General features: G+C 53.2%; 22 protein-coding genes. 11 read left to right on the forward strand and 11 right to left on the reverse strand.

The features are described from left to right. Positions 1 to 35: 35 nt before the first annotated feature. From tnaB to rpmH, 9 genes are all read right to left on the reverse strand, one after another. The gene (gene tnaB / locus QNN88_RS21380; protein WP_414241954.1) at positions 36 to 1,286 is read right to left on the reverse strand and encodes a low affinity tryptophan permease TnaB; all 1,251 of its coding nucleotides are present in this window, start codon (positions 1,284 to 1,286) and stop codon (positions 36 to 38) included. 112 nt (positions 1,287 to 1,398) lie between these two features. Next, complete coding sequence (gene tnaA / locus QNN88_RS21385) at positions 1,399 to 2,814, reverse strand: tryptophanase (RefSeq protein WP_414241955.1); 1,416 nt, start codon at positions 2,812 to 2,814, stop codon at positions 1,399 to 1,401. A gap of 243 nt (positions 2,815 to 3,057) precedes the next feature. Continuing rightward, a complete protein-coding gene (tnaC, locus tag QNN88_RS21390; RefSeq protein WP_099433256.1) occupies positions 3,058 to 3,132 on the reverse strand; it encodes a tryptophanase leader peptide in 75 nt (24 codons plus the stop codon). Between the two features lie 150 nt (positions 3,133 to 3,282). Then, positions 3,283 to 4,212: a haloacid dehalogenase-like hydrolase gene (locus QNN88_RS21395; protein WP_414241956.1), complete on the reverse strand. Its 930-nt coding sequence runs from the start codon at positions 4,210 to 4,212 to the stop codon at positions 3,283 to 3,285. 66 nt (positions 4,213 to 4,278) lie between these two features. Then, the gene (gene mnmE / locus QNN88_RS21400; RefSeq protein ID WP_414241957.1) at positions 4,279 to 5,643 is read right to left on the reverse strand and encodes a tRNA uridine-5-carboxymethylaminomethyl(34) synthesis GTPase MnmE; all 1,365 of its coding nucleotides are present in this window, start codon (positions 5,641 to 5,643) and stop codon (positions 4,279 to 4,281) included. Between the two features lie 106 nt (positions 5,644 to 5,749). Then, positions 5,750 to 7,396 (reverse strand): membrane protein insertase YidC, encoded by a 1,647-nt coding sequence (gene yidC, locus QNN88_RS21405; RefSeq protein WP_414241958.1) that lies wholly within the window; start codon positions 7,394 to 7,396, stop codon positions 5,750 to 5,752. Positions 7,397 to 7,398: 2 nt separating this feature from the next. Then, the gene (gene yidD, locus QNN88_RS21410) at positions 7,399 to 7,656 is read right to left on the reverse strand and encodes a membrane protein insertion efficiency factor YidD (protein ID WP_414241959.1); all 258 of its coding nucleotides are present in this window, start codon (positions 7,654 to 7,656) and stop codon (positions 7,399 to 7,401) included. After that, positions 7,620 to 7,979: a ribonuclease P protein component gene (rnpA, locus tag QNN88_RS21415; protein WP_042287256.1), complete on the reverse strand. Its 360-nt coding sequence runs from the start codon at positions 7,977 to 7,979 to the stop codon at positions 7,620 to 7,622. Before rnpA ends, yidD begins: the two co-directional genes overlap by 37 nt. 16 nt (positions 7,980 to 7,995) lie before the next feature. Next, positions 7,996 to 8,136, reverse strand: coding sequence for a 50S ribosomal protein L34 (gene rpmH / locus QNN88_RS21420; protein ID WP_000831330.1), 141 nt, complete (start codon positions 8,134 to 8,136; stop codon positions 7,996 to 7,998). A 606-nt stretch (positions 8,137 to 8,742) separates the two neighbouring features. Here rpmH and dnaA point away from each other — a divergent pair. The 10 genes from dnaA (at position 8,743) to QNN88_RS21470 (ending at position 20,939) form a co-directional block, all read left to right on the forward strand. After that, complete coding sequence (gene dnaA, locus QNN88_RS21425) at positions 8,743 to 10,152, forward strand: chromosomal replication initiator protein DnaA (protein ID WP_414241960.1); 1,410 nt, start codon at positions 8,743 to 8,745, stop codon at positions 10,150 to 10,152. Between the two features lie 4 nt (positions 10,153 to 10,156). Further along, the gene (gene dnaN / locus QNN88_RS21430; RefSeq protein ID WP_152400813.1) at positions 10,157 to 11,257 is read left to right on the forward strand and encodes a DNA polymerase III subunit beta; all 1,101 of its coding nucleotides are present in this window, start codon (positions 10,157 to 10,159) and stop codon (positions 11,255 to 11,257) included. A 138-nt stretch (positions 11,258 to 11,395) separates the two neighbouring features. Further along, positions 11,396 to 12,469, forward strand: a complete 1,074-nt coding sequence (recF, locus tag QNN88_RS21435; RefSeq protein ID WP_414241961.1) for a DNA replication/repair protein RecF — start codon at positions 11,396 to 11,398, stop codon at positions 12,467 to 12,469. A 28-nt stretch (positions 12,470 to 12,497) separates the two neighbouring features. Next, positions 12,498 to 14,912, forward strand: a complete 2,415-nt coding sequence (gene gyrB / locus QNN88_RS21440) for a DNA topoisomerase (ATP-hydrolyzing) subunit B (protein ID WP_414241962.1) — start codon at positions 12,498 to 12,500, stop codon at positions 14,910 to 14,912. 204 nt (positions 14,913 to 15,116) lie between these two features. After that, positions 15,117 to 15,929 carry a sugar-phosphatase gene (gene yidA / locus QNN88_RS21445; RefSeq protein WP_414241963.1) on the forward strand — a complete coding sequence of 271 codons (813 nt, stop codon included), beginning with the start codon at positions 15,117 to 15,119 and terminating at the stop codon, positions 15,927 to 15,929. A 247-nt stretch (positions 15,930 to 16,176) separates the two neighbouring features. Next, a complete protein-coding gene (gene dgoR, locus QNN88_RS21450) occupies positions 16,177 to 16,866 on the forward strand; it encodes a D-galactonate utilization transcriptional regulator DgoR (RefSeq protein ID WP_414241964.1) in 690 nt (229 codons plus the stop codon). Continuing rightward, positions 16,863 to 17,741, forward strand: a complete 879-nt coding sequence (locus tag QNN88_RS21455; RefSeq protein ID WP_414241965.1) for a 2-dehydro-3-deoxygalactonokinase — start codon at positions 16,863 to 16,865, stop codon at positions 17,739 to 17,741. Before dgoR ends, QNN88_RS21455 begins: the two co-directional genes overlap by 4 nt. After that, positions 17,725 to 18,342: a 2-dehydro-3-deoxy-6-phosphogalactonate aldolase gene (locus QNN88_RS21460; protein ID WP_414241966.1), complete on the forward strand. Its 618-nt coding sequence runs from the start codon at positions 17,725 to 17,727 to the stop codon at positions 18,340 to 18,342. Before QNN88_RS21455 ends, QNN88_RS21460 begins: the two co-directional genes overlap by 17 nt. Beyond that, positions 18,339 to 19,487: a galactonate dehydratase gene (gene dgoD / locus QNN88_RS21465; RefSeq protein WP_414241967.1), complete on the forward strand. Its 1,149-nt coding sequence runs from the start codon at positions 18,339 to 18,341 to the stop codon at positions 19,485 to 19,487. The genes QNN88_RS21460 and dgoD overlap by 4 nt, the downstream gene beginning before the upstream one ends. A 114-nt stretch (positions 19,488 to 19,601) precedes the next feature. Further along, a complete protein-coding gene (locus QNN88_RS21470; RefSeq protein WP_414241968.1) occupies positions 19,602 to 20,939 on the forward strand; it encodes an MFS transporter in 1,338 nt (445 codons plus the stop codon). Here the strand turns inward: QNN88_RS21470 and cbrA are convergent. Beyond that, positions 20,936 to 22,042: a colicin M resistance lipid reductase CbrA gene (gene cbrA / locus QNN88_RS21475; protein WP_414241969.1), complete on the reverse strand. Its 1,107-nt coding sequence runs from the start codon at positions 22,040 to 22,042 to the stop codon at positions 20,936 to 20,938. The two genes, QNN88_RS21470 and cbrA, sit on opposite strands and share 4 nt — an antisense overlap. 99 nt (positions 22,043 to 22,141) lie before the next feature. Between cbrA and QNN88_RS21480 the strand changes: the two genes are divergently transcribed. Next, positions 22,142 to 23,368, forward strand: a complete 1,227-nt coding sequence (locus tag QNN88_RS21480) for a DUF3748 domain-containing protein (protein ID WP_414241970.1) — start codon at positions 22,142 to 22,144, stop codon at positions 23,366 to 23,368. Here the strand turns inward: QNN88_RS21480 and QNN88_RS21485 are convergent, their stop codons facing one another. Continuing rightward, a complete protein-coding gene (locus QNN88_RS21485) occupies positions 23,369 to 23,701 on the reverse strand; it encodes a YceK/YidQ family lipoprotein (protein ID WP_102603089.1) in 333 nt (110 codons plus the stop codon). Positions 23,702 to 23,868: the final 167 nt, after the last annotated feature.

Raw genomic sequence — 23,868 nt, forward strand, 5'->3', positions numbered from 1 at the left:
AATGAGGCAGCATGTCAGCCAGGAAGCACAGCAATTTAACTGAATCGGGGTAACAGGTTGAAGACGTTGCCGAACCAGCAAACAATAACCGCTACGCCGAACAGGATCACGATAGTCGGGATAATGACGCCGCCCCAGACGGTAAACATTTTATTGGGGAATTTCTGGCGGGCTTTCAGGGCCAGTACCGCAGGGATGATCACGGCCCATATTGTTGCGCACAGCCCTGCGCCGCCGATGCCATAGATAAAACCGTTCGGGAAGATTAAGTATAAAATCGCCGGGGGTAGGAAAGTTAACAAGACGGTTTTAAAGCGACCCATCGATGAGTTATCGAATTTGAACAGATCCGCAAGATAGTCAAATAGCCCCAGAGTCACGCCAAAAAAAGAGCTGGCGACGGCCAGATTTGAAAAAACCAACAGACAAAATTCGATGATGCCGGTTTGTTTGGTGCCGAGGAATGATTTCACTAATGAATCAACATTACCGCCTGAGGCGATGATCTCGCTGAAGCTTTCCCGCGAAATGTTACCCATGGTGCAATACAGCCAGAACAGATAGATGACCAATGCCAGCAAAGAACCAAAGACGATGCTTTTAATTAATTTATCTTTTCTTTTGCCATAGCAGATGATCAGGCTGGGAATGTTTCCGTGAAAGCCAAATGAAGCAAGGCATACTGGTAATGCCATAAAAATATAAGGGAAGTAAGAGGCGTTGTTTTGAGCCTGGCCTGCTGTATCCCGCAGTATAGAAAAATCGACCTGGAAGAAGAATGACCCAAAAACGATAATAAAAGAGATAATTTTAATCCCGAGGAACAGGGAGGTAATTCGACTGGCTGCCAGTGAACTGATCCACAACACGCTGGCGACAAAAATGGCGGTGCAGATTCCAACGATTCGGGGGTTAACGCGATACCCCATATTCATGGAGATTGTTTCGCTAATAATGGCGCCATTAGCAGAAATATAGGCATAGGTGAGGATGTAAAGAACAAAGGCAACGGTAAATCCACTCACAATGTTCCACTTGTTGCCAATGAGATCTTTAGTAATGGTATTAAAACTGGATCCGACGGGGTAATTTAAATTTGCCTCTAATAACAGAAGTCCGGAATGCAACATTGAAAACCAGGCGATTATTAAGATAAACGCCCCCCAAAAAAACCACGCACCGGACAAATCAACGGGGAGAGCAAACATCCCCCCACCAATCACCGTACCGGCTATGACCATAATCCCCCAAAAGGAGGAGTGTTTAGCATTCGAATTTTCTTCCATGATGCCTCATTAATTATTGTGAACCTATAAGGTTTTAATTATGCAACAATATAAAGGAAGTGGATTTATCGCTGGGGTGGTTATAAAGTATAACCACCCCTGATGCTTATAATTAAACTTCTTTCAGTTTAGCCGTGAAGTGACGTAATACTTTCGGTTCGTAGGTGAAGGTCAACCCTTTAATATTCACTGCGTTTTCTTTGACATGTTCAAAGGCTTCAATAATGAAGTCCATATGAGACTGAGTATACGTTGCCCTTGGGATGGTCAGACGCAGAAGCTCGGCCGGGCAAGGTAATTGCTTACCGGTTTTAGGATCTCTGCCTAATAAGAATGAACCAATCTCAACGGCGCGGATACCAGCCACTTTATAGAGTTCGCAAGCGAGAGCCTGAGCCGGGAACTGTTCTGCCGGAATGTGCGGTAATAGTTTACCGGCATCCACAAAGGCCGCGTGACCACCGGCTTGTTGGCAAGTGACGCCAATCGCTTCGAGGCCATCGACTAAATATTGCACCTGCGCGATACGATAGGCCAGCCAGTCCTGGTTCATACCATCGACCAGACCCACCGCAAGACGCTCCATTGCGCCGCCTTCCAGACCACCGTATGTCGGGAAGCCTTCCTGCACGACGCACAGGGTTCTGCACTCGGTATAGACGTCAAAATAGGTGTCGTCTTTAATGCACAGTAAGCCACCCATTGGCACCATCGCATCTTTTTTCGCGGACATTGCCAGCATATCGGCATATTTATAAGTTTCGCGGGTAATTTCTTCGATGCTCCAGTCCCGATATTCTGCTTCGCGTTTCTGGATAAAATACGCATTCTCGGCAAAGCGTGCGGAGTCCATGACCACCGGAATGTCATATTTTTTAGCGATGTTATACATGGCCTTCAGGTTGGCTAATGAAACCGGTTGCCCGCCTGCAGAGTTACTGGTAATGGTCGCCACAATATACGGTACGTTGTTTGCACCGACTTCCTGAATGCCGCGCTCTAATCCATCGAGATCGAAATTTCCCTTAAAGTCATAACGAACACCCGTATCAAATGCTTCTTTGATGTACACGTTACGCACGGCGCAGCCGTTGATTTGGCTGTGTCCCTGGGTAGTATCGAAGAAGTAGTTGGAGAAAACCGCCATCTTACTTCTGTCTAACCCTTTTTCCTGCTCGCGTTTTTTGATGAGAACCGGAATATAAATTTGTTCTGCACCGCGGCCCTGGTGCGTTGGAATCGTATATTGATAACCAAAAATGTTTTTCACTGCTTCAGATAGCGCGTAATAGCTGCGACTGCCGCTGTAGGCTTCATCCCCACGTAGCATGGCAGCTTGCATATTCTGTGTCACTGCGCCAGTACCGCTGTCAGTCAACAGATCAATAAAAACATCTTCACTATCCAGCAGGAAAGGGTTCATCCCGGATTTAATGATTGCGTTATTCCGATGTTCTCTCGTTGTACGTTTTACCGGTTCAATAACACGAATGCGGAAGGGTTCTGGTAAATGTTTAAAGTTATCCATGACATAATCCTTTAATTTATTTCGCTGTATTGACTCAATACGTCTGCACGCGGGTATAAATATACCCGGCATAATTCATCCCTCATTTATTCCAGCCATGCCTGTATTTTCGTTTTAAAAAACGAACAGGCATACGTGGCGTTGCGATATGCAATCACAATGAGGAATTGAGCTATGTTTGAGATATGCCAAATGAACAGACTACGAATAGCCTATGCTCTGGCAAAATAAAGGCAGGGAAACTTAAGGGTGATGATTGACAATTTTATTGTCAACATTAAACCATTTTGAAATGATGTATGCATGTAAGATAATCATGATTGAGTTATCCTCTGTAGACACAGTGCTACATTATGGCAATGAAAATATTTGTCTATGAGAGAATAATTTAACTGTGATAAAACTCACAGTTAAATTTAAATTAAATTAATTAAGGATCATTCAATTAAATCGTAAAATCAATATACGTTAGCGATTAACTGAACGCGCGATGCGCGTATAGGTATGTCTGACGCCACGAATCGCCACGCTGTAGGCCAGTATATTTTCCGGCAACGCCATTCCCATATAGCCAGTATCGCCAATATGATGGAGATCCGCCCCCGCCATTTTGCTCATCAGGGCAATCTGGCGAATGGTACTGACGTCTGCGCCTTCCTGAGAGGTGCCGATTGCCGTCATTGCCAGTGCGCCGTGCGCGTGTGCACACGCGATCAGCGACTCTACTTTTTGTTGGCTCATACCCGGTACAGTGCCCGGAGCTGGAATGAGCACGATATCTGCGCCCTGATCGGCAAAGGCAGCGACGTCATTTTCGCTGATAATTGCGCTGCCGCTTTCCCGGACAATCCCAGCGCCGTGCATTTTACCGGTGATGATAATGGCGCTGTCGCCAACGGCTTCACGGATCGCTTTCACCGCTTTGCCCAATGACTGATTACTGACGCCGTTGTTGGGATTTCCCGTCAGCACCAGGATCTTCGCGCCCATTGCGACCAGTTTACGGGCATTCTCTGCGGTGGCAGCACGGCCTGGCTTCATCTTCCAGATATCGTCATGCGCACTGGCAAATGCAGGATCAACGGCCTCCAGGTTGACGCCAATGATGCGTCCGGTCAGGCGCTGCAGTTCATGCAACGTCTGATCCGGTGCGGTACCGGCAGGCATTCCCTGAATTAGTGGTGCTTCGCTATCGAACATATTGATCAGCAGAATGTCCGCGCCCTGTGACGCGGCAAGTTCGGCATTGGTGACGTTATTAAGCAGCGGTTGGGTAATGGCGATGGTTTCACTGACCAGGACGCGGCCTTCACTGGCGCGAATTGCATACAACAGCGCGGTTTTGTCCATGCACGCGAAATCAGAAGCACTACAGTCAAGTAAACGTTTATGTTCCATAAAAAGAGGCCCTCTTATAAAACGATAACGCCCCGAATAACTGACTGTTAATTCGGGGCGACAGGATTACTTACCAATACAGAAGCTGGAGAAAATTCGCCCCAGCAGATCGTCGGAAGTAAATTCTCCAGTGATCTCGCTTAAGCTTTGCTGGGCCAGACGTAGCTCTTCAGCCAGTAATTCACCTGCCCACGCGCCTAACAGTTGGGCTTTGCCCTGCTGGAGATGCTCAGCGGCTTCGGCCAGCGCCTGCAGGTGACGGCGACGGGCCAGGAAGCCGCCTTCCATATTGGTATCGAAGCCCATACTCTGTTTGAGATGGTTGCGTAGCACGTCCACACCTTCACCAGTGCGCGCCGAAAGACGAACCAGTGAGTGACCATTCACCTCGCTGATACCCAGCGGCTCGCCAGTGATATCCGCTTTGTTTCGCACCACGGTAATGGGCAGTTTTGACGGTAAACGAGCGATAAAGTCCGGCCAGATATCTGCCGGATCAACGGCATCCGTGGTGGTGCCATCGACCATAAACAGCACGCGATCCGCCAGCTCAATTTCCTGCCAGGCCCGTTCGATACCGATACGCTCCACTTCGTCGCTGGCCTCACGCAGACCGGCGGTATCGATAATGTGCAACGGCATGCCATCGATATGGATGTGTTCACGCAGCACGTCGCGCGTGGTCCCGGCGATGTCAGTGACAATGGCCGCCTCACGTCCCGCCAGGGCGTTCAGAAGGCTTGATTTACCGGCGTTAGGGCGCCCGGCAATGACCACCTTCATCCCTTCACGCAGCAGGCTGCCCTGACGCGCTTCAGCGCGAACGGCATCAAGATCGGTAATCACACCATTGAGTTGTGCTTCGATTTTGCCATCGGAAAGGAAGTCGATCTCTTCGTCCGGAAAGTCGATGGCCGCTTCTACGTAGATGCGCAGGTGAGTAAGTGCTTCCACCAGATGGTTTACGCGGGCGGAAAACGCCCCCTGCAATGAGTTCAACGCTGAACGAGCCGCCTGTTCAGAACTGGCATCAATCAGGTCGGCAATCGCTTCGGCCTGGGCTAAGTCGAGCTTATCGTTGAGAAACGCACGCTCAGAGAACTCGCCAGGGCGGGCAATACGCAGGCCGGGCAGCGTCAGGATGCGTTTTAACAGCAGGTCGAGAATGACCGGGCCGCCGTGTCCCTGTAGCTCCAGCACATCCTCACCCGTAAATGAGTTCGGGCCGGGGAACCACAAGGCGATCCCCTGGTCCAGCGCGGTGCCGTCGGCATCTTTAAACGGCAGATAGTCGGCGTAACGGGGTTTGGGCAGTTTGCCCAGAACGGCTTCGGCCACCTCACGCGCCTTCAGGCCGGAGATGCGCAGAATACCCACACCACCGCGTCCCGGTGGGGTAGCCTGGGCGACGATAGTGTCGTTATGGCTCATGGTTTTTCTCTTTCAATACCCATAAAAAAGGCGGTCATCAGACCGCCCTTTGTTTTATGTTCCGTTTGCCGGAAGGCGGCTTCGCCTTATCCGGCCTACAACCGAATCAGGACTTTTTCTTCTCGCGGCTATGCAGACCACGCTTCTCCAGACCACGGTAAATCAGCTGTTGCTGAATGATGGTCACCAGGTTGCTGACGATATAGTACAGCACCAGACCTGACGGGAACCATAAGAAGAACACGGTAAAGATGACCGGCATAAAGGTCATGATCTTCTGCTGCATCGGGTCGGTCACGGTGGTCGGCGACATCTTCTGGATGAAGAACATCGTTACGCCCATCAGGATCGGCAGGATGTAGTACGGGTCCTGTGCAGACAAGTCATGGATCCACAGGGCGAACGGCGCATGACGCAGTTCCACGGAGCCCATCAGCATATAGTACAGCGCCAGGAAGATTGGCATCTGGATGATCAGCGGGAAGCAGCCGCCCAGCGGGTTAACCTTCTCGGCCTTGTACAGGGCCATCATTTCCTGGCTCTGACGCTGTTTGTCATCGCCCAGACGCTCACGCATTGCCTGAATCTTCGGCTGCAGCATACGCATCTTCGCCATGGAGGTGTACTGCGCTTTAGTCAGCGGGTACATGATGCCACGAACGATAAAGGTGATGATGATAATGGAGAAACCCCAGTTACCGACGAAGCTGTGGATCCATTTCAGCAGTTTGAACAGCGGCTGAGAGATGAACCATAACCAACCGTAATCCACGGTCAGATCCAGGTGCGGTGCAACGGCCGCCATTTTGTCCTGAATTTCCGGGCCAACCCACAGGGTGCTGGTCATCGCGCCAGACTGACCCGGCTGAACCAGTACCGGCTGAGATTTATAGCCGATAGCGGCAATGCCGTTACCCAGGTTCGCGGTATAGAAGTTGTTGGTACCGTCGTTACGTGGCACCCATGCCGTGGCAAAATACTGTTGCAGCATCGCCACCCAACCGTCTTTCGCATTGACGTTCAGGTTTTCGTTATCCGCGATGGTGTCGAATTTGTATTTTTCATACTTCTCATCTGGCGTGGAGTACGCAGCGCCACGGAAAGTATGCAGCGCGAAGTTGCTGCTTCCGGTATCGCGATGAGACGGCAGATTGATGGATTGCTTCAGCTGACCAAAGGTGGAGATCTCCAGCGGTTTCTCGCCGGCGTTCTGCACGCTGTAGTTCACGTTCACCGCATAGTCGCCACGTTTGAGGACAAACGTTTTGGTAAAGGTGTTACCCGCGGCATCCGTATAGGTCATCGGGATCTGCAGCTCGTTCTGACCATCAGCCAGGACAAAAGCGTCTTTTTCGACGTTGTACAGCGGACGTGGGCCGTTAGCCGGGTTATCCGGGCCGTCACGACCTGTCAGACCGCTCTGAGCCTGATAGATAAACTGCGGCGTGGTTTCCAGCAGCTGGAACGGTTCGCTGGAACCGAGTTCTTTCGGGTAAGCTGGCAGCAGGGCCTGTTCCACATCACCACCACGGGTGTTAATGGTCAGATCAAGCACGTCAGTCTTAACCGTAATCAGTTTCCCCTGGCCACTGGCCGGTACGCCCTGGTCGGCGGCGCTACCCGCTGCGGTGGTCGTTGTCTGCGTGGTCTGTTGGGTCTGAGGTTGAGGATTTTTATCCTGCTCCCAGGCTTGCCAGATCATGAAAGACACGAACAGCAAAGCGATGACTAAAAGATTGCGTTGCGAATCCATCGTTAGTGTTCTCTGGTATCAAATGGTCCGGGCGGGACGAGATCGTCACCACCAGGGTGTAAAGGGTGGCATTTTAATACGCGTTTCACCGTCAACCAACTGCCTTTTATCACTCCAAACCTGCGCAATGCCTCAATTCCGTAGCTTGAACACGTTGGAGTGAAACGGCAATGCGGCCCAAGCAGCGGACTGATCAGGCGTTGATAGACCCGAATAAGGGCTATCAGGACCCGCGAGCCAGGCGACAATGGCGGCGCCATAATTTTTCCAACGCTTCCGAGAGTGCACGGTTATCGAGGTCGGCAACCCCCTTTTTCGCTACCACCACGAAGTCCATTGCTGGCAACTCATGCTGACGCAGACGAAAGCTTTCACGCGTCAGACGTTTAATCCGATTGCGTTCATGCGCGCGTCGAACGTTTTTCTTGGCGACGGTTAGACCGATACGGGGATGCCCCAGCGAATTCAGGCGGCCGAGGATGGTGATTTGCGGCGTGCCAGCCCGTTGTGGCTGCTGGAAGACGAATGTGAAATGATTGGGAGTTAACAAACGTAACTCCCTGGGAAATGCGAGCTTAACCACTCAGGGGTTAGCTTTATTACTTGGAAACGGTCAGACGAGCGCGGCCTTTAGCACGACGACGTGCCAGAACCTGACGACCATTTTTAGTAGCCATACGAGCACGGAAGCCGTGAGAACGGTTGCGCTTCAGTACAGACGGTTGAAAAGTGCGTTTCATGGCGATTTCTACCTAAACTTGAATAAATTCATGACATTTACGAGAGCCCGAACGAATTTCGAATGACGGACGCCCAAGTCGTGGGTGATTAAAGAGGCCGGATTGTAATAATTGTACACTCCGGAGTCAATTCTCTTTGCTTAAATCCCTGCCTTTTTCCGCACCTTTTCGCGTGAAAAACAGGCAGCGTTGACACCGTGTTACGGGCATCGCGCAACGGGGGAAAGATTATACGGCCTGATGAATAAAGCGCAAGGATCCCTCGGGATCTTTATGAGATCGTTTTAGCAGTAAAGCGTCTTTACTCATTAATTTTTCCAATATGCGGGCGAAATCGTGCAGCACTTCTCCAGGATCGTTTACACTTATCCGGTCCTGTGAAGGCCTGTGGATAAATCGGGAAGAATCTGTGAGAAACAGAAGATCTCTTGCGCAGTTTACGCTATGATCCGCGGTCCCGATCGTTTCAAAGGATCCTGATCGGGGTAAAATTGCAGATAGCAATTCGCACGTCACCCTTTGCATAGGGTCTAGCCGATGTGCGTCAACAATCATGAATGTTTCAGCCTTTGTCATTTATCGACTTTTGTTCGAGTGGAGTCCGCCGTGTCACTTTCGCTTTGGCAGCAGTGTCTTGCCCGATTGCAGGATGAGTTACCAGCCACAGAATTCAGTATGTGGATACGCCCTTTGCAGGCGGAACTGAGCGATAACACGCTGGCTTTGTATGCGCCAAACCGTTTTGTGCTCGATTGGGTAAGAGACAAGTACCTTAACAATATCAATGGGCTGCTGAATAACTTCTGCGGTGCGGATGCCCCACAACTGCGTTTTGAGGTCGGAACGAAACCCGTCAGCCAGACGCTGAAGCCGCCCGTGAACAACAACGTCGCTGCACCGGCTCAGGTGGCACACCAGGTTCAACCGCAGCGCGCGGCGCCTGTCGCGGCGCGTCCGGGCTGGGATAATGTGCCCGCGCCGGCAGAACCCACCTATCGCTCTAACGTCAACGTCAAACACACGTTTGATAACTTCGTTGAAGGTAAATCCAACCAACTGGCACGCGCGGCGGCGCGTCAGGTGGCGGATAACCCTGGCGGCGCCTATAACCCACTGTTCCTTTATGGTGGCACCGGTCTGGGTAAAACCCACCTGCTGCACGCGGTGGGAAATGGCATTATGGCGCGTAAACCTAATGCTAAAGTGGTGTATATGCACTCCGAACGCTTTGTCCAGGACATGGTAAAAGCCCTGCAAAACAATGCGATCGAAGAGTTTAAACGCTATTATCGTTCCGTCGACGCCCTCCTCATCGATGACATCCAGTTCTTTGCTAATAAAGAACGATCCCAGGAAGAGTTTTTCCACACCTTTAACGCCCTTCTTGAAGGCAATCAGCAGATCATTTTGACCTCGGATCGTTATCCAAAAGAGATCAACGGCGTTGAGGATCGTCTTAAATCCCGCTTCGGCTGGGGGCTGACGGTGGCGATCGAGCCGCCAGAACTGGAAACCCGCGTGGCGATCCTGATGAAAAAAGCCGACGAGAACGACATTCGTCTTCCGGGCGAGGTGGCCTTCTTTATTGCCAAGCGCCTGCGCTCTAACGTGCGTGAGCTGGAAGGGGCGCTGAACCGCGTGATCGCCAACGCCAACTTTACCGGTCGGGCGATTACCATCGACTTCGTTCGCGAAGCGCTGCGCGATCTGCTGGCGTTGCAGGAAAAACTGGTCACCATCGACAATATTCAGAAGACGGTGGCGGAGTATTACAAAATCAAAATTGCGGATTTGCTGTCCAAGCGTCGTTCTCGCTCGGTAGCGCGTCCGCGTCAGATGGCCATGGCGCTGGCGAAAGAGCTCACCAACCACAGCTTGCCGGAAATTGGCGATGCGTTTGGTGGCCGCGACCACACTACGGTGCTTCATGCCTGCCGTAAGATTGAGCAGTTGCGTGAAGAAAGCCATGATATTAAAGAAGATTTCTCAAACTTAATCAGAACATTATCTTCGTGACGCTATGAAATTTACCGTTGAACGTGAACATTTATTAAAGCCGCTTCAGCAGGTCAGCGGCCCGCTGGGTGGTCGTCCTACGCTGCCTATTCTTGGCAACCTGTTGTTACAGGTGGCTGACGGTGCGTTGTCGCTGACGGGTACCGATCTGGAAATGGAAATGGTGGCCCGCGTTGCGTTGATTCAGCCGCATGAGCCTGGCGCCACCACTGTCCCGGCGCGGAAATTCTTTGATATCTGCCGTGGCCTGCCGGAAGGGGCGGAAATTGCCGTCCAACTGGAAGGCGATCGCATGCTGGTGCGTTCGGGTCGCAGCCGTTTTTCGCTGTCCACGCTGCCCGCTGCTGACTTCCCGAATCTGGATGACTGGCAGAGCGAGGTAGAATTCACCCTGCCGCAGGCGACGATGAAGCGTCTGATTGAAGCCACACAGTTTTCGATGGCCCATCAGGACGTGCGTTACTACTTAAACGGCATGCTGTTTGAGACCGAAGGTGAAGAGTTGCGTACCGTAGCGACCGATGGTCACCGTCTGGCGGTCTGCTCTATGCCCATCGGTCAGTCGCTGCCCAGTCATTCGGTGATCGTGCCACGTAAAGGCGTGATTGAACTGATGCGTATGCTCGATGGCGGCGATAACCCGCTGCGCGTGCAGATTGGCAGCAACAACATTCGCGCACACGTTGGCGACTTTATCTTTACGTCTAAGCTGGTGGACGGTCGTTTCCCGGATTATCGTCGCGTACTGCCAAAGAATCCGGATAAACATCTGGAAGCCGGCTGCGATATCCTCAAGCAGGCTTTTGCCCGCGCGGCGATCCTGTCGAACGAGAAATTCCGCGGCGTGCGTCTGTATGTGAGTGAAAATCAGCTCAAAATCACTGCGAACAACCCGGAACAGGAAGAAGCCGAAGAGATTCTGGACGTCACCTATCCGGGGACTGAAATGGAGATCGGCTTTAACGTCAGCTACGTATTAGATGTCCTGAATGCGCTGAAGTGTGAAAATGTGCGCATCATGCTGACCGACTCCGTGTCGAGCGTACAAATTGAAGATGCGGCGTCGCAAAGTGCGGCTTACGTCGTCATGCCAATGCGCTTGTAAAGAATATCGGGCTATCTTACTTGTTATTCTGGCTCCGGGCAGTGCTCGCAATCCTCACGTACATCAGTACGCTCCGGTTGCTGTGCGCTGGCCGTAACCAGGCTAACTGCGACGATTACGCCCTGGTGATGAGTTGATATGTCGCTATCCCGACTCTTAATCAAAGATTTCCGCAATATTGAAAATGCGGATCTCGCGTTATCCCCCGGCTTTAACTTCCTGGTTGGCGCGAACGGCAGCGGTAAAACCAGCGTGCTGGAAGCCATCTATACGCTCGGCCACGGCCGGGCGTTTCGCAGTTTGCAGCCTGGTCGCGTCATTCGTCATGAGCAGGAGTCGTTTGTTCTTCATGGGCGATTGCAGGGGGATGAGCGGGAAACCTCTATCGGGTTAACCAAAGATAAGCTGGGTGACAGCAAAGTACGCATCGATGGCACTGACGGCCATAAGGTGGCGGAGCTGGCGCTACTGATGCCTATGCAACTGATCACCCCCGAGGGGTTTACTTTGCTCAACGGCGGCCCCAAATACAGAAGAGCATTCCTTGATTGGGGATGCTTTCACAATGAAGCAGGATTCTTCACCGCCTGGAGCAACCTGAAGCGTCTGCTCAAGCAGCGCAATGCGGCACTGCGCCAGGTGAGTCGTTACGAGCAACTGCGTCCGTGGGATAAAGAACTGATCCCGCTGGCGGAACAAATCAGCACCTGGCGCGCGGAGTACAGCGCCGGTATCGCACAGGATATGGCGGATACCTGCCAGCAGTTTCTTCCTGAATTTTCTCTCTCCTTCTCTTTTCAGCGTGGCTGGGAGAAAGAGACGGATTATGCCGAGGTGCTGGAACGCGGTTTTGAACGCGACCGCATGTTGACTTATACCGCGCACGGCCCGCATAAAGCGGATTTCCGCATTCGCGCTGACGGTGCGCCGGTAGAAGATACCTTGTCGCGTGGGCAGTTAAAGCTGCTAATGTGCGCCTTACGTCTGGCGCAAGGGGAGTTCCTCACTCGTGAAAGCGGGCGGCGGTGTCTCTACCTGATAGATGATTTTGCCTCTGAACTTGATGATGCGCGTCGCGGGCTGCTGGCCAGTCGATTAAAAGCAACGCAATCACAGGTCTTTGTCAGCGCAATCAGCGCTGAACACGTTCTGGACATGTCGGACAAAAATTCGAAGATGTTCACCGTGGAAAAGGGTAAAATAACGGATTAACCCAAGTTTAAATGAGCGAGAAACGTTGATGTCGAATTCTTATGACTCCTCCAGTATCAAAGTCCTGAAAGGACTGGATGCGGTGCGTAAGCGCCCGGGTATGTATATCGGCGACACGGATGACGGCACCGGTCTGCACCACATGGTATTCGAGGTGGTAGATAACGCTATCGACGAAGCGCTCGCGGGTCACTGTAAAGACATTATTGTCACCATCCATGCCGACAACTCTGTCTCTGTACAGGATGACGGACGCGGCATCCCGACCGGTATTCACCCGGAAGAGGGCGTATCGGCGGCGGAAGTGATCATGACCGTTCTGCACGCAGGCGGTAAATTCGACGATAACTCCTATAAAGTCTCCGGCGGCCTGCACGGCGTGGGCGTTTCCGTGGTGAACGCCCTGTCGCAGAAACTGGAACTGGTTATCCAGCGCGATAACAAAATTCACCGTCAGATCTATGAGCACGGTGTCCCGCAGGCTCCGCTGGCGGTAACTGGCGATACCGATAAAACCGGTACGATGGTGCGTTTCTGGCCGAGCCACGAAACCTTTACTAACGTCACGGAGTTCGAATACGACATCCTGGCGAAACGCCTGCGCGAACTGTCGTTCCTGAACTCAGGCGTCTCCATTCGCCTGAAAGACAAGCGCGACGGTAAAGAAGATCATTTCCACTATGAAGGCGGCATCAGGGCGTTCGTTGAGTATCTGAACAAGAACAAAACGCCGATCCACCCGAATATCTTCTATTTTTCCACCGAAAAAGACGGTATTGGCGTGGAAGTTGCGCTGCAGTGGAACGATGGATTCCAGGAAAACATCTACTGCTTTACCAACAACATTCCGCAGCGTGACGGCGGTACGCACCTTGCTGGCTTCCGTGCGGCGATGACCCGTACCCTGAACGCCTACATGGACAAAGAAGGCTACAGCAAAAAAGCGAAAGTCAGCGCCACCGGTGATGATGCCCGTGAAGGCCTGATTGCTGTGGTTTCAGTGAAAGTGCCGGATCCGAAGTTCTCCTCGCAGACCAAAGACAAACTGGTTTCTTCTGAGGTGAAATCGGCGGTTGAACAGCAGATGAACGAACTGCTGAGCGAATACCTGCTGGAAAACCCGTCCGACGCCAAAATCGTGGTCGGCAAAATTATTGATGCAGCCCGCGCCCGTGAAGCGGCCCGTCGTGCGCGTGAAATGACGCGTCGTAAAGGTGCGCTGGATCTGGCGGGTCTGCCTGGCAAACTGGCGGACTGTCAGGAACGCGACCCGGCGCTATCTGAACTGTACCTTGTGGAAGGGGACTCCGCGGGCGGCTCTGCAAAACAGGGGCGTAACCGCAAGAACCAGGCGATTCTGCCGCTGAAGGGCAAAATCCTCAACGTAGAGAAAGCGCGCTTCGACAAGATGCTCTCTTCTCAGGAAGTGGCGACGCTGATCACCGCGCTCGGTTGCGGTATTGGTCGTGACGAGTACAACCCGGACAAACTGCGCTATCACAGCATCATTATCATGACCGATGCGGACGTCGACGGTTCGCACATTCGTACGCTGCTGTTGACCTTCTTCTATCGTCAGATGCCGGAAATCGTTGAGCGTGGCCACGTCTACATTGCCCAGCCGCCGCTGTACAAGGTGAAAAAAGGCAAGCAGGAACAGTACATTAAAGACGATGAGGCGATGGACCAGTACCAGATCTCCATCGCGCTGGACGGGGCGACGCTGCACACCAACGCCAGCGCGCCGGCGCTGTCTGGCGAAGCGTTAGAAAAACTGGTTTCTGAGTACAATGCCACGCAGAAAATGATTGGTCGTATGGAGCGTCGCTTCCCGAAAGCAATGCTGAAAGAGCTGGTGTATCAGCCGACGCTGACTGAAGCCAACCTGTCTGACGAGCAGACCGTGACCCGTTGGGTGAACGCGCTGATTACCGAGCTTAACGAGAAAGAGCAGCACGGTAGCCAGTGGAAGTTCGATATCCAGCACAATACGGAACAGAATCTGTTTGAACCGATCGTGCGTGTGCGTACCCACGGCGTGGACACCGATTACGCGCTGGATCACGAGTTTGTGACGGGTGCGGAATACCGCCGTATCTGCACGCTGGGTGAAAAACTGCGCGGCCTGATGGAAGAAGATGCTTTCATCGAACGTGGCGAACGTCGTCAACCGGTTGCCAGCTTCGAACAGGCGCTGGACTGGCTGGTGAAAGAGTCTCGTCGTGGCCTCGCTATTCAGCGTTATAAAGGTCTGGGCGAGATGAACCCGGATCAGCTGTGGGAAACCACCATGGATCCGGAAAGCCGTCGCATGCTGCGCGTTACCGTGAAGGATGCGATTGCTGCCGACCAGTTGTTCACCACGCTGATGGGCGATGCCGTAGAACCACGTCGTGCGTTTATCGAAGAAAACGCCCTGAAAGCGGCAAATATCGATATCTAATCCCTGTCTGTAGGCCGGATAAGGCGGTTTTACGCCGCCATCCGGCAAGATCCTATGTTATGCCTGATGGCGGGTTGTTTATCAGGCCTGCAATTGATCGTCAAAAGGGGAATCGTGATTCCCCTTCTTATCCCCCTTTTCGCTGCTGTTTTTTGAGCGGAATCGCGTTAGCATGAGTCAGGACTCATTTAATGCGGGGAATTCATGGCTATCAAACTCATTGCTATCGATATGGATGGCACCCTTCTGCTGCCCGATCACACCATTTCACCAGCGGTTAAACGTGCGATTGCCGCAGCCCGTGAAAAAGGGGTAAACGTGGTACTGACCACCGGTCGTCCGTATGCGGGTGTACACAGCTATCTGAAAGAGCTGCACATGGAACAGCCCGGCGACTACTGCATCACCTATAACGGTGCGTTGGTACAGAAGGCAGGCGATGGTAGTACTGTCGCACAAACCGCGCTGAGCTATGACGACTATCGCTACCTGGAAAAACTCTCCCGCGAGGTCGGCTCGCACTTCCACGCGCTGGACCGTACCACGCTGTATACCGCTAACCGTGATATCAGCTACTACACCGTACATGAATCCTATGTCGCGACCATTCCTCTGGTGTTCTGCGAAGCGGAAAAAATGGATCCGCAAACCCAGTTCCTGAAAGTGATGATGATTGATGAGCCGGCGATCCTCGATCAGGCCATTTCCCGTATTCCGGCAGAAGTAAAAGAGAAGTATACCGTGCTGAAAAGTGCGCCGTACTTCCTCGAAATCCTTGATAAACGTGTCAATAAAGGCACTGGAGTGAAATCACTGGCTGATGCGCTGGGTATCAAGCCGGAAGAGATTATGGCGATTGGCGATCAGGAAAATGACATTGCGATGATCGAGTACGCCGGTCTTGGCGTGGCGATGGATAACGCCATTCCTTCCGTGAAAGAGATCGCCAATTTTGTGACTAAATCTAATCTGGAAGATGGCGTCGCGTATGCTATTGAGCAGCACGTTCTGAAGTGATTCCTCTGGATGGTTTGCCATGACCCGCGTTGATCGCGGGTTTTTTTATCCCCGCAGTTTACGCCTCATAACATTTTCATTACCGATTGTCGTTTTTGTGATCTAAATTGTAGTACAACATGTTTGTGTTGTACTACATTACTCGCATGGCAACGGCGAATGACATCACGTTAGTACTACAAAAGTGAAGCGAATTTCAGCGATGACGGTAAAGTAGAGATGGGCATACCGAGCATAAGGACTCTCCATGACTCTCAATAAAACCGATCGCATCGTGATTACGCTGGGCAAGCAGATTGTCAGCGGCAAATACGTACCGGGAGCGGCGCTCCCTGCGGAAGCGGAGCTGTGTGAGGAATTTGAAACCTCACGAAACATTATTCGCGAAGTCTTCCGCTCGCTGATGGCAAAGCGGCTGATTGAAATGAAACGGTATCGCGGCGCTTTTGTCACATCGAGGAATCAATGGAATTACCTCGATACCGACGTACTGCAATGGGTACTGGAAAACGACTACGACCCGCGACTCATCAGCGCGATGAGCGAAGTCCGAAACCTGGTGGAACCCGCTATTGCACGCTGGGCCGCGGAACGCGCGACCTCCAGTGATTTGGCGGAAATTGAGTCGGCGCTCAATGACATGATCGCCAACAACCAGGACCGGGATGCCTTTAATGAAGCGGACATTCGCTATCACGAGGCGGTATTGCAGTCAGTGCATAACCCGGTTTTACAACAGCTTAGCGTGGCGATTACCTCGCTTCAGCGGGCGGTATTTGAACGGACCTGGATGGGCGATGAAGCCAACATGCCAAAAACGCTCCAGGAACATAAGGCGCTATTCGATGCGATACGTCATCAGGATAGCAATGCGGCAGAGCAGGCGGCACTGAACATGATCGCCAGCTCGACACGAAGGTTGAAGGAAATCACATGACAGCTCGCTACATCGCTATTGACTGGGGATCGACCAATTTGCGTGCCTGGCTTTATCAGGGCGACAAATGCCTGGAAAGCAGGCAATCAGAAGCAGGGGTTACGCGTCTGAACGGTAAATCCCCCGAGGCGGTGTTAGCAGAAGTCACACAAAACTGGCGCGACAACGCCACACCGGTGGTCATGGCGGGAATGGTCGGAAGCAACGTGGGCTGGAAGGTTGCGCCTTATCTGCCGGTTCCTGCCCATTTCTCTGCTATTGGCGAGCAGTTAACGTCCGTTGGCGACAATGTCTGGATTATCCCAGGCTTGTGTGTTTCGCGCGACGATAACCACAACGTGATGCGCGGCGAAGAGACACAGCTACTCGGCGCACGCACGCTTTCTCCTTCTTCTGTTTATGTCATGCCGGGGACGCATTGCAAATGGGTGCAGGCTGACGCGCAGCAAATCCACGATTTTCGCACCGTGATGACCGGCGAGTTGCACCATTTGCTACTGCAACATTCGCTGGTGGGCACCGGTTTACCGGAACAGCAAGCCTCTTCAGACGCCTTTGCCGCCGGGCTTGATCGGGGTATCCACTCCCCTGCCGTTTTGCCGCAACTGTTTGAGGTTCGCGCCTCGCACGTGCTGGGACATCTTCCACGCGAGCAGGTCAGCGAATTTCTCTCCGGTCTGTTGATTGGCGCAGAAGTCGCCAGCATGTGCGAACAATTCGCCGGTTCGCAGTCCATTACTCTCGTCGCCGGGGCATCGCTGACATCACGCTATCAGCAGGCGTTCCACGCCATGGGGCGTGACGTTTCCGCGGTTCCCGGCGATACGGCATTTCAGGCAGGAATAAGGAGCATCGCTCATGCAGTGGCAAACTGATCTTCCCCTTATCGCGATTTTGCGCGGCATTACCCCCGATGAGGCGCTCGCACACGTTGGCGCGGTGATCGACGCCGGATTTAACGCAGTGGAGATCCCGCTTAACTCCCCCGAGTGGGAAAAGAGCATTCCGGCGGTGGTGGATGCGTTTGGTGATAAAGCGCTGATCGGTGCCGGGACGGTATTACAACCGGAGCAGGTGGATCGCCTGGCGAAAATGGGCTGTCGGCTCATTGTGACGCCAAATATCAATGCAGAGGTCATTCGCCGTGCGGTGGGTTACGGCATGACGGTCTGTCCGGGATGCGCCACCGCCACAGAAGCCTTTACGGCTCTCGATGCAGGCGCGCAGGCGCTGAAAATTTTCCCGTCATCGGCCTTTGGACCGGATTACATCAAAGCGCTGAAAGCGGTATTACCCGCCAGCGTGCCGGTCTTCGCCGTGGGCGGCGTCACGCCAGACAATCTGGCGCAATGGATGAAAGCCGGGTGTGTGGGCGCGGGACTGGGCAGCGATCTCTATCGCGCCGGGCAGCCCGTCGCGCGCACTGCCCAGCAGGCGGCAGCATTTGTTAAGGCATATCGAGAGGCAGTGAAATGAAAATAACCAAACTCACCACGTACCGTTTACCTCCGCGTTGGATGTTCCTGAAAATTGAAACCGACGAAGGTGTTGTTGGCTGGGGCGAGCCGGTGATTGAAGGCCGTGCGCGTACCGTCGAAGCGGCGGTACATGAACTGGGCGATTACCTGATTGGCCAGGACCCGGCGCGTATTAACGACCTGTGGCAGGTGATGTACCGCGCAGGTTTCTACCGCGGCGGCCCGATACTGATGAGCGCTATCGCCGGTATCGACCAGGCGCTGTGGGATATCAAAGGCAAAGTGCTGAATGCCCCGGTCTGGCAACTGATGGGCGGCCTGGTGCGCGATAAAATCAAAGCCTACAGCTGGGTTGGCGGCGATCGTCCTGCGGAAGTGATCGACGGCATTAAACAGCTGCGCAACATTGGTTTTGACACCTTCAAGCTCAACGGCTGCGAAGAGATGGGCGTGATTGATAATTCACTAGCGGTCGATCGCGCGGTCAATACCGTCGCGCAAATCCGTGAAGCTTTCGGTAACGAGATTGAGTTTGGTCTGGATTTCCACGGACGCGTCAGCGCGCCGATGGCGAAAGTGTTAATCAAAGAGCTGGAACCGTATCGTCCGCTGTTTATTGAAGAGCCGGTGCTGGCCGAACAGGCGGAGTACTACCCGAAACTGGCTGAACAAACGCATATTCCGATCGCGGCGGGTGAACGTATGTTCTCGCGCTTCGAGTTTAAACGGGTACTGGAAGCGGGTGGGCTGGCGATTCTGCAGCCGGATCTTTCCCATGCGGGCGGCATCACCGAATGCTACAAAATTGCCGCGATGGCGGAGGCCTACGACGTGGCGCTGGCCCCGCACTGCCCATTGGGACCGATCGCGCTGGCGGCCTGTCTGCACGTCGATTTTGTTTCACGCAACGCCGTGTTCCAGGAACAGAGCATGGGGATTCACTATAACAAGGGCGCGGAACTGCTCGACTTTGTGAAAAATAAAGAAGACTTCAACATGGAAGGCGGGTTCTTCAAACCGTTAACGAAGCCGGGCCTTGGCGTGGATATTGATGAAGCCAAAGTCATTGAGCTAAGTAAAAATGCGCCGGACTGGCGTAATCCGCTGTGGCGTCATGAAGACGGTAGTGTAGCGGAGTGGTAATTCGCCGGATGGCGCTACGCTTATCCGGCCTACTCTCCCGTAGGCCCGGTAAGCGCAGCGTCACCGGGCATTAAATTCAACAATAAAAAACACACCCTCTGTAAATTACCGGGCATGGTGAGCGGCTTCGCTATGCCCAAAATCTGGGGACAGATTGCGATGGATATTCCAGTTAGTGCTGCAAAAACCGGGCGTCGTCGTTACCTGACGCTGATTATGATCTTTATTACCGTGGTTATCTGTTATGTCGACCGCGCCAACCTTGCGGTGGCGTCGGCGCATATTCAGGAAGAGTTTGGTATTACGAAAGCGGAAATGGGCTATGTCTTCTCGGCTTTTGCCTGGTTGTATACCCTATGCCAGATCCCGGGCGGCTGGTTCCTTGACCGCGTCGGTTCCCGTCTGACCTACTTTATCGCGATATTTGGCTGGTCAGTGGCAACCCTCTTCCAGGGCTTCGCCACCGGGTTGATGTCGTTAATTGGCCTGCGTGCCATTACCGGGATCTTCGAAGCTCCGGCGTTCCCCACCAACAACCGCATGGTGACGAGCTGGTTCCCCGAGCACGAACGTGCCTCCGCCGTCGGTTTTTATACCTCCGGACAGTTTGTCGGCCTGGCGTTCCTGACCCCGCTGTTGATCTGGATCCAGGAGATGCTGAGCTGGCACTGGGTGTTCATTGTCACCGGAGGGATCGGCATTATCTGGTCGCTGGTCTGGTTTAAGGTCTATCAGCCACCGCGTCTGACCAAAAGCATCACCAAAGCAGAGCTGGACTATATTCGTGACGGCGGCGGTCTGGTGGATGGCGATGCACCCGTTAAGAAAGAGGCGCGTCAGCCGTTAACCAAAGCGGACTGGAAACTGGTGTTTCACCGTAAGCTGGTGGGCGTTTATCTGGGCCAGTTTGCCGTCACCTCGACGCTGTGGTTCTTCCTGACGTGGTTCCCGAACTACCTGACGCAGGAAAAAGGGATTACCGCGCTGAAGGCGGGCTTTATGACCACTGTGCCGTTCCTCGCGGCGTTCTTTGGCGTACTGCTTTCCGGATGGCTGGCGGATAAGCTGGTGAAAAAAGGCTTCTCGCTGGGCGTGGCGCGTAAAACGCCGATTATCTGTGGTCTGTTAATCTCCACCTGCATAATGGGTGCAAACTACACCAACGATCCGGTGTGGATTATGACTCTGATGGCGGTGGCGTTCTTCGGGAATGGGTTTGCCTCTATCACCTGGTCGCTGGTCTCTTCGCTGGCGCCGATGCGCCTTATCGGCCTGACCGGCGGCGTGTTTAACTTTGTCGGTGGGCTAGGCGGGATTACGGTTCCGCTGGTGATTGGCTACCTTGCGCAGGACTATGGCTTTGGTCCCGCGCTGGTTTATATCTCAGCCGTTGCCCTGATTGGCGCGCTCTCTTACATCCTGCTGGTGGGTGATGTAAAACGCGTAGGTTAAGAGTCCTTTACCAGCCCGCCAGACGTTGTGGCGGGCTGGTCATCCTGGCTCTGCGGGATATGCGCGATGCCGCTTCGCATAATCGCGCTTCTCAGGACGGGCGAAGTCAAACAACGACTTTTCAGGATTTTGCCATACAGTTTAACGCGCAGTTTGCGAGTCGCTTTCCGGTAAACGTGGTTCTTCTCCGGCGCATCCGTCATCAGTACTGATGTGAGGATCTCCGCGCTATCCAGGGCGTAGCTAATTCCCTCCAGTGAACTGGCGCTGATAAACCCGGCGGCCTCGCCAATCAGAAATGCGTTATCTTCACCGCAGACGAAATCTGCCCGGCGTGACGGAAAAAGCACGGTACATTTCTCGCTTTTCACCGGTTCGCCGAAGCGGAACTGAAACGCCGTCATTTTCTCTTTCAGCGCATCAAAGCGCGCCTGGCCGTCTTTCATGGGATAAGCGCCGCCAAAGATAAAATAGCCGTCTTTGCTGATGCTCCAGGAGTAACAGTCCGTCACGGCGTTATCGAAAATGCAGGAATAAAACGGGACCGGATGACTTTCTGCGAACCATTGCTGGATGGCGACATATTTGCGTATCTGATGTTCCGGATAGAGATGGCGACGTACCAGCGAGTTTGCTCCGTCGGCCCCCACCAGATAGCGGGCGGTAATCTGTTGTTCCCAACCGTCGGCGCGAAAAATGACGTGCCACTTCCCCTCTTCTCGCCAGATTTTTCGACACAGGCTGTCGTGGTACACCAGTACCTCATCCGGGATCAGCGATTTCATCCATAAATCAAAGGCATGACGGTTGATGTTGATATAGCTGCGCTGGTAATTGCGCGTCAGTGAGGTGTCAACATCCACCGTTTTAACGCTGAAAATTTGCGGGTTGGCGATCACGTCCACCGGCAGCGTAATTCCGTCGCGAATAAACGAACGCTGTGCATCCGGTGCCAGTAAACCGCCGCAGGGTTTGGTGAAACCTTCATTGCCGCACTGCCGTTTTTTATCCAGCGCAAGCACCCGCATCCTGCCGCTCAGTTTACGCGCCAGCGTTGCGCCAGCCGGGCCAAGACCGATAATCGCCACATCAAAATGTTCCATCTCTTTGTCCGCAAAAGTGAAGATGGCACTACGCTAAAGCCTGAAAGTGAAGTCCTTGTGAAGTATGATTGATGAAATTGTCCCTGACCTGAGCCACCTATGAAGCAAATCACCTTTACGCCGCGTCATCATCAGCTTACCAATACCCGGACCTGGACACCGGACAGTCACTGGTTGGTGTTTGACGTTCGTCCGTCAGGGGCATCTTTCACCGGCGAAACCATTGAACGGGTGAATATCCATACCGGTGAGCTGGAGGTGATTTATCACGCATCGCAGGGGGCGCATATCGGGGTGGTGACCGTTCATCCACAGGCGGAAAAATACGTATTTATTCATGGGCCTGAAAATCCGGATGCGACGTGGCAATACGATTTTCATCATCGTCGCGGCGTGATTGCCGAACAGGGGAAAGTGACGAATCTGGACGCGATGGATGTCACTTCACCTTACACGCCAGGCGCACTGCGTGGCGGCAGCCATGTCCATGTTTTCAGCCCGAATGGCGAGTTTGTGAGTTTTACTTACAACGACCATGTGATGCATGAACGCAATCTGGCGCTGGATTTGCGCAATGTGGGTGTCGCGGTGCCTTACGGGCCGGTGACGGTAACCGCGCAGCATCCACGAGAATACAGCGGCAGCCACTGGTGCGTGCTGGTTAGCCAGACGACGCCCAAACCCACGCCAGGTAGCGATGAAATATCTCGCGCTTATGAAGAGGGCTGGGTGGGAAATCATGCGCTGGCGTTTATCGGCGACACGCTGTCGGAAAACGGCGAGAAAGTGCCTGAACTGTTTCTGGTTGAACTCCCGCAGGATGAAGCAGGCTGGAAAACGCCAGGAGATGCCCCTCTCGAAGGTACGGATTCCACGCTGCCCGCGCCGCCGCGGGGTGTTGTTCAGCGCCGTCTGACATTTACCCATGCTCGTCGCTTTCCCGGGCTGGCAACGGTTCCGCGTCACTGGGTGCGCAGTAATCCGCAGGCGACAGAGATTGCTTTCCTGATGCGCGATGAGGTGGGTGTCGTGCAGCTGTGGCTAATTTCGCCACAGGGCGGGGCTCCCCGGCAGTTGACTCGTCACGCCACGGGAATACAGTCCGCGTTTAACTGGCATCCGTCAGGGAAATGGCTGGGATTTGTGCTGGATAACCGCATTGCCTGTTGCGATGCGCGTACCGGAGATATCACCTTTTTAACACAGAATCACGGCACCCCGCCCTCTGCGGATGCTGTGGTTTTCTCGCCTGATGGTCGGTTTGTGGCGTGGATGGAAGAGGTAGACGGTTTCCGTCAGTTGTGGATGACAGAAACCGGGTGGTAATCAGGGGGCAGACATTTTTGCAGGAGGGATCACGGAGTTGGTTATCTGTGTTCTCTCCTCGCTTCTTTCGACCCGCGATCGGACAGAATTGTCTTTGCGGAACAGATCCCACGGTAACAGGATCGTGTCCATTACTGCGGTAAAGGGCATATCCAGTATGGCCAGCGATTTGGTCCCCCAGTTTGTCTCATCGTCACCTATCATCGTGGCGCTGGCACGGGTGCCAGGATAAGTTCCCTCTTTACCACCGGTATGTGACATTACGCTGGAGCAACCACTCAGTAAAACCATCCCACTGCACATCATCAGCGTTAACAACACATTTCTTATCATGATTTATTCATCTGTTGATCATCGGTGTTTGCATGATGAGTTATAGCGATCCCTTGCCAGAAATAACATCCTCATCACGTCGCACTGTGGCGGTTATCGCACTTTAACGTTTAGTGCTATCCCACCCAGTCTATGCAATAGACAGCAAACTGCAAAAAAAAGTCAGC

Origin of the sequence: Citrobacter sp. ANG330 (genome assembly GCF_047467925.1) — a bacterium.
GTDB classification, from domain to species: domain Bacteria; phylum Pseudomonadota; class Gammaproteobacteria; order Enterobacterales; family Enterobacteriaceae; genus Citrobacter_A; species Citrobacter_A amalonaticus_G.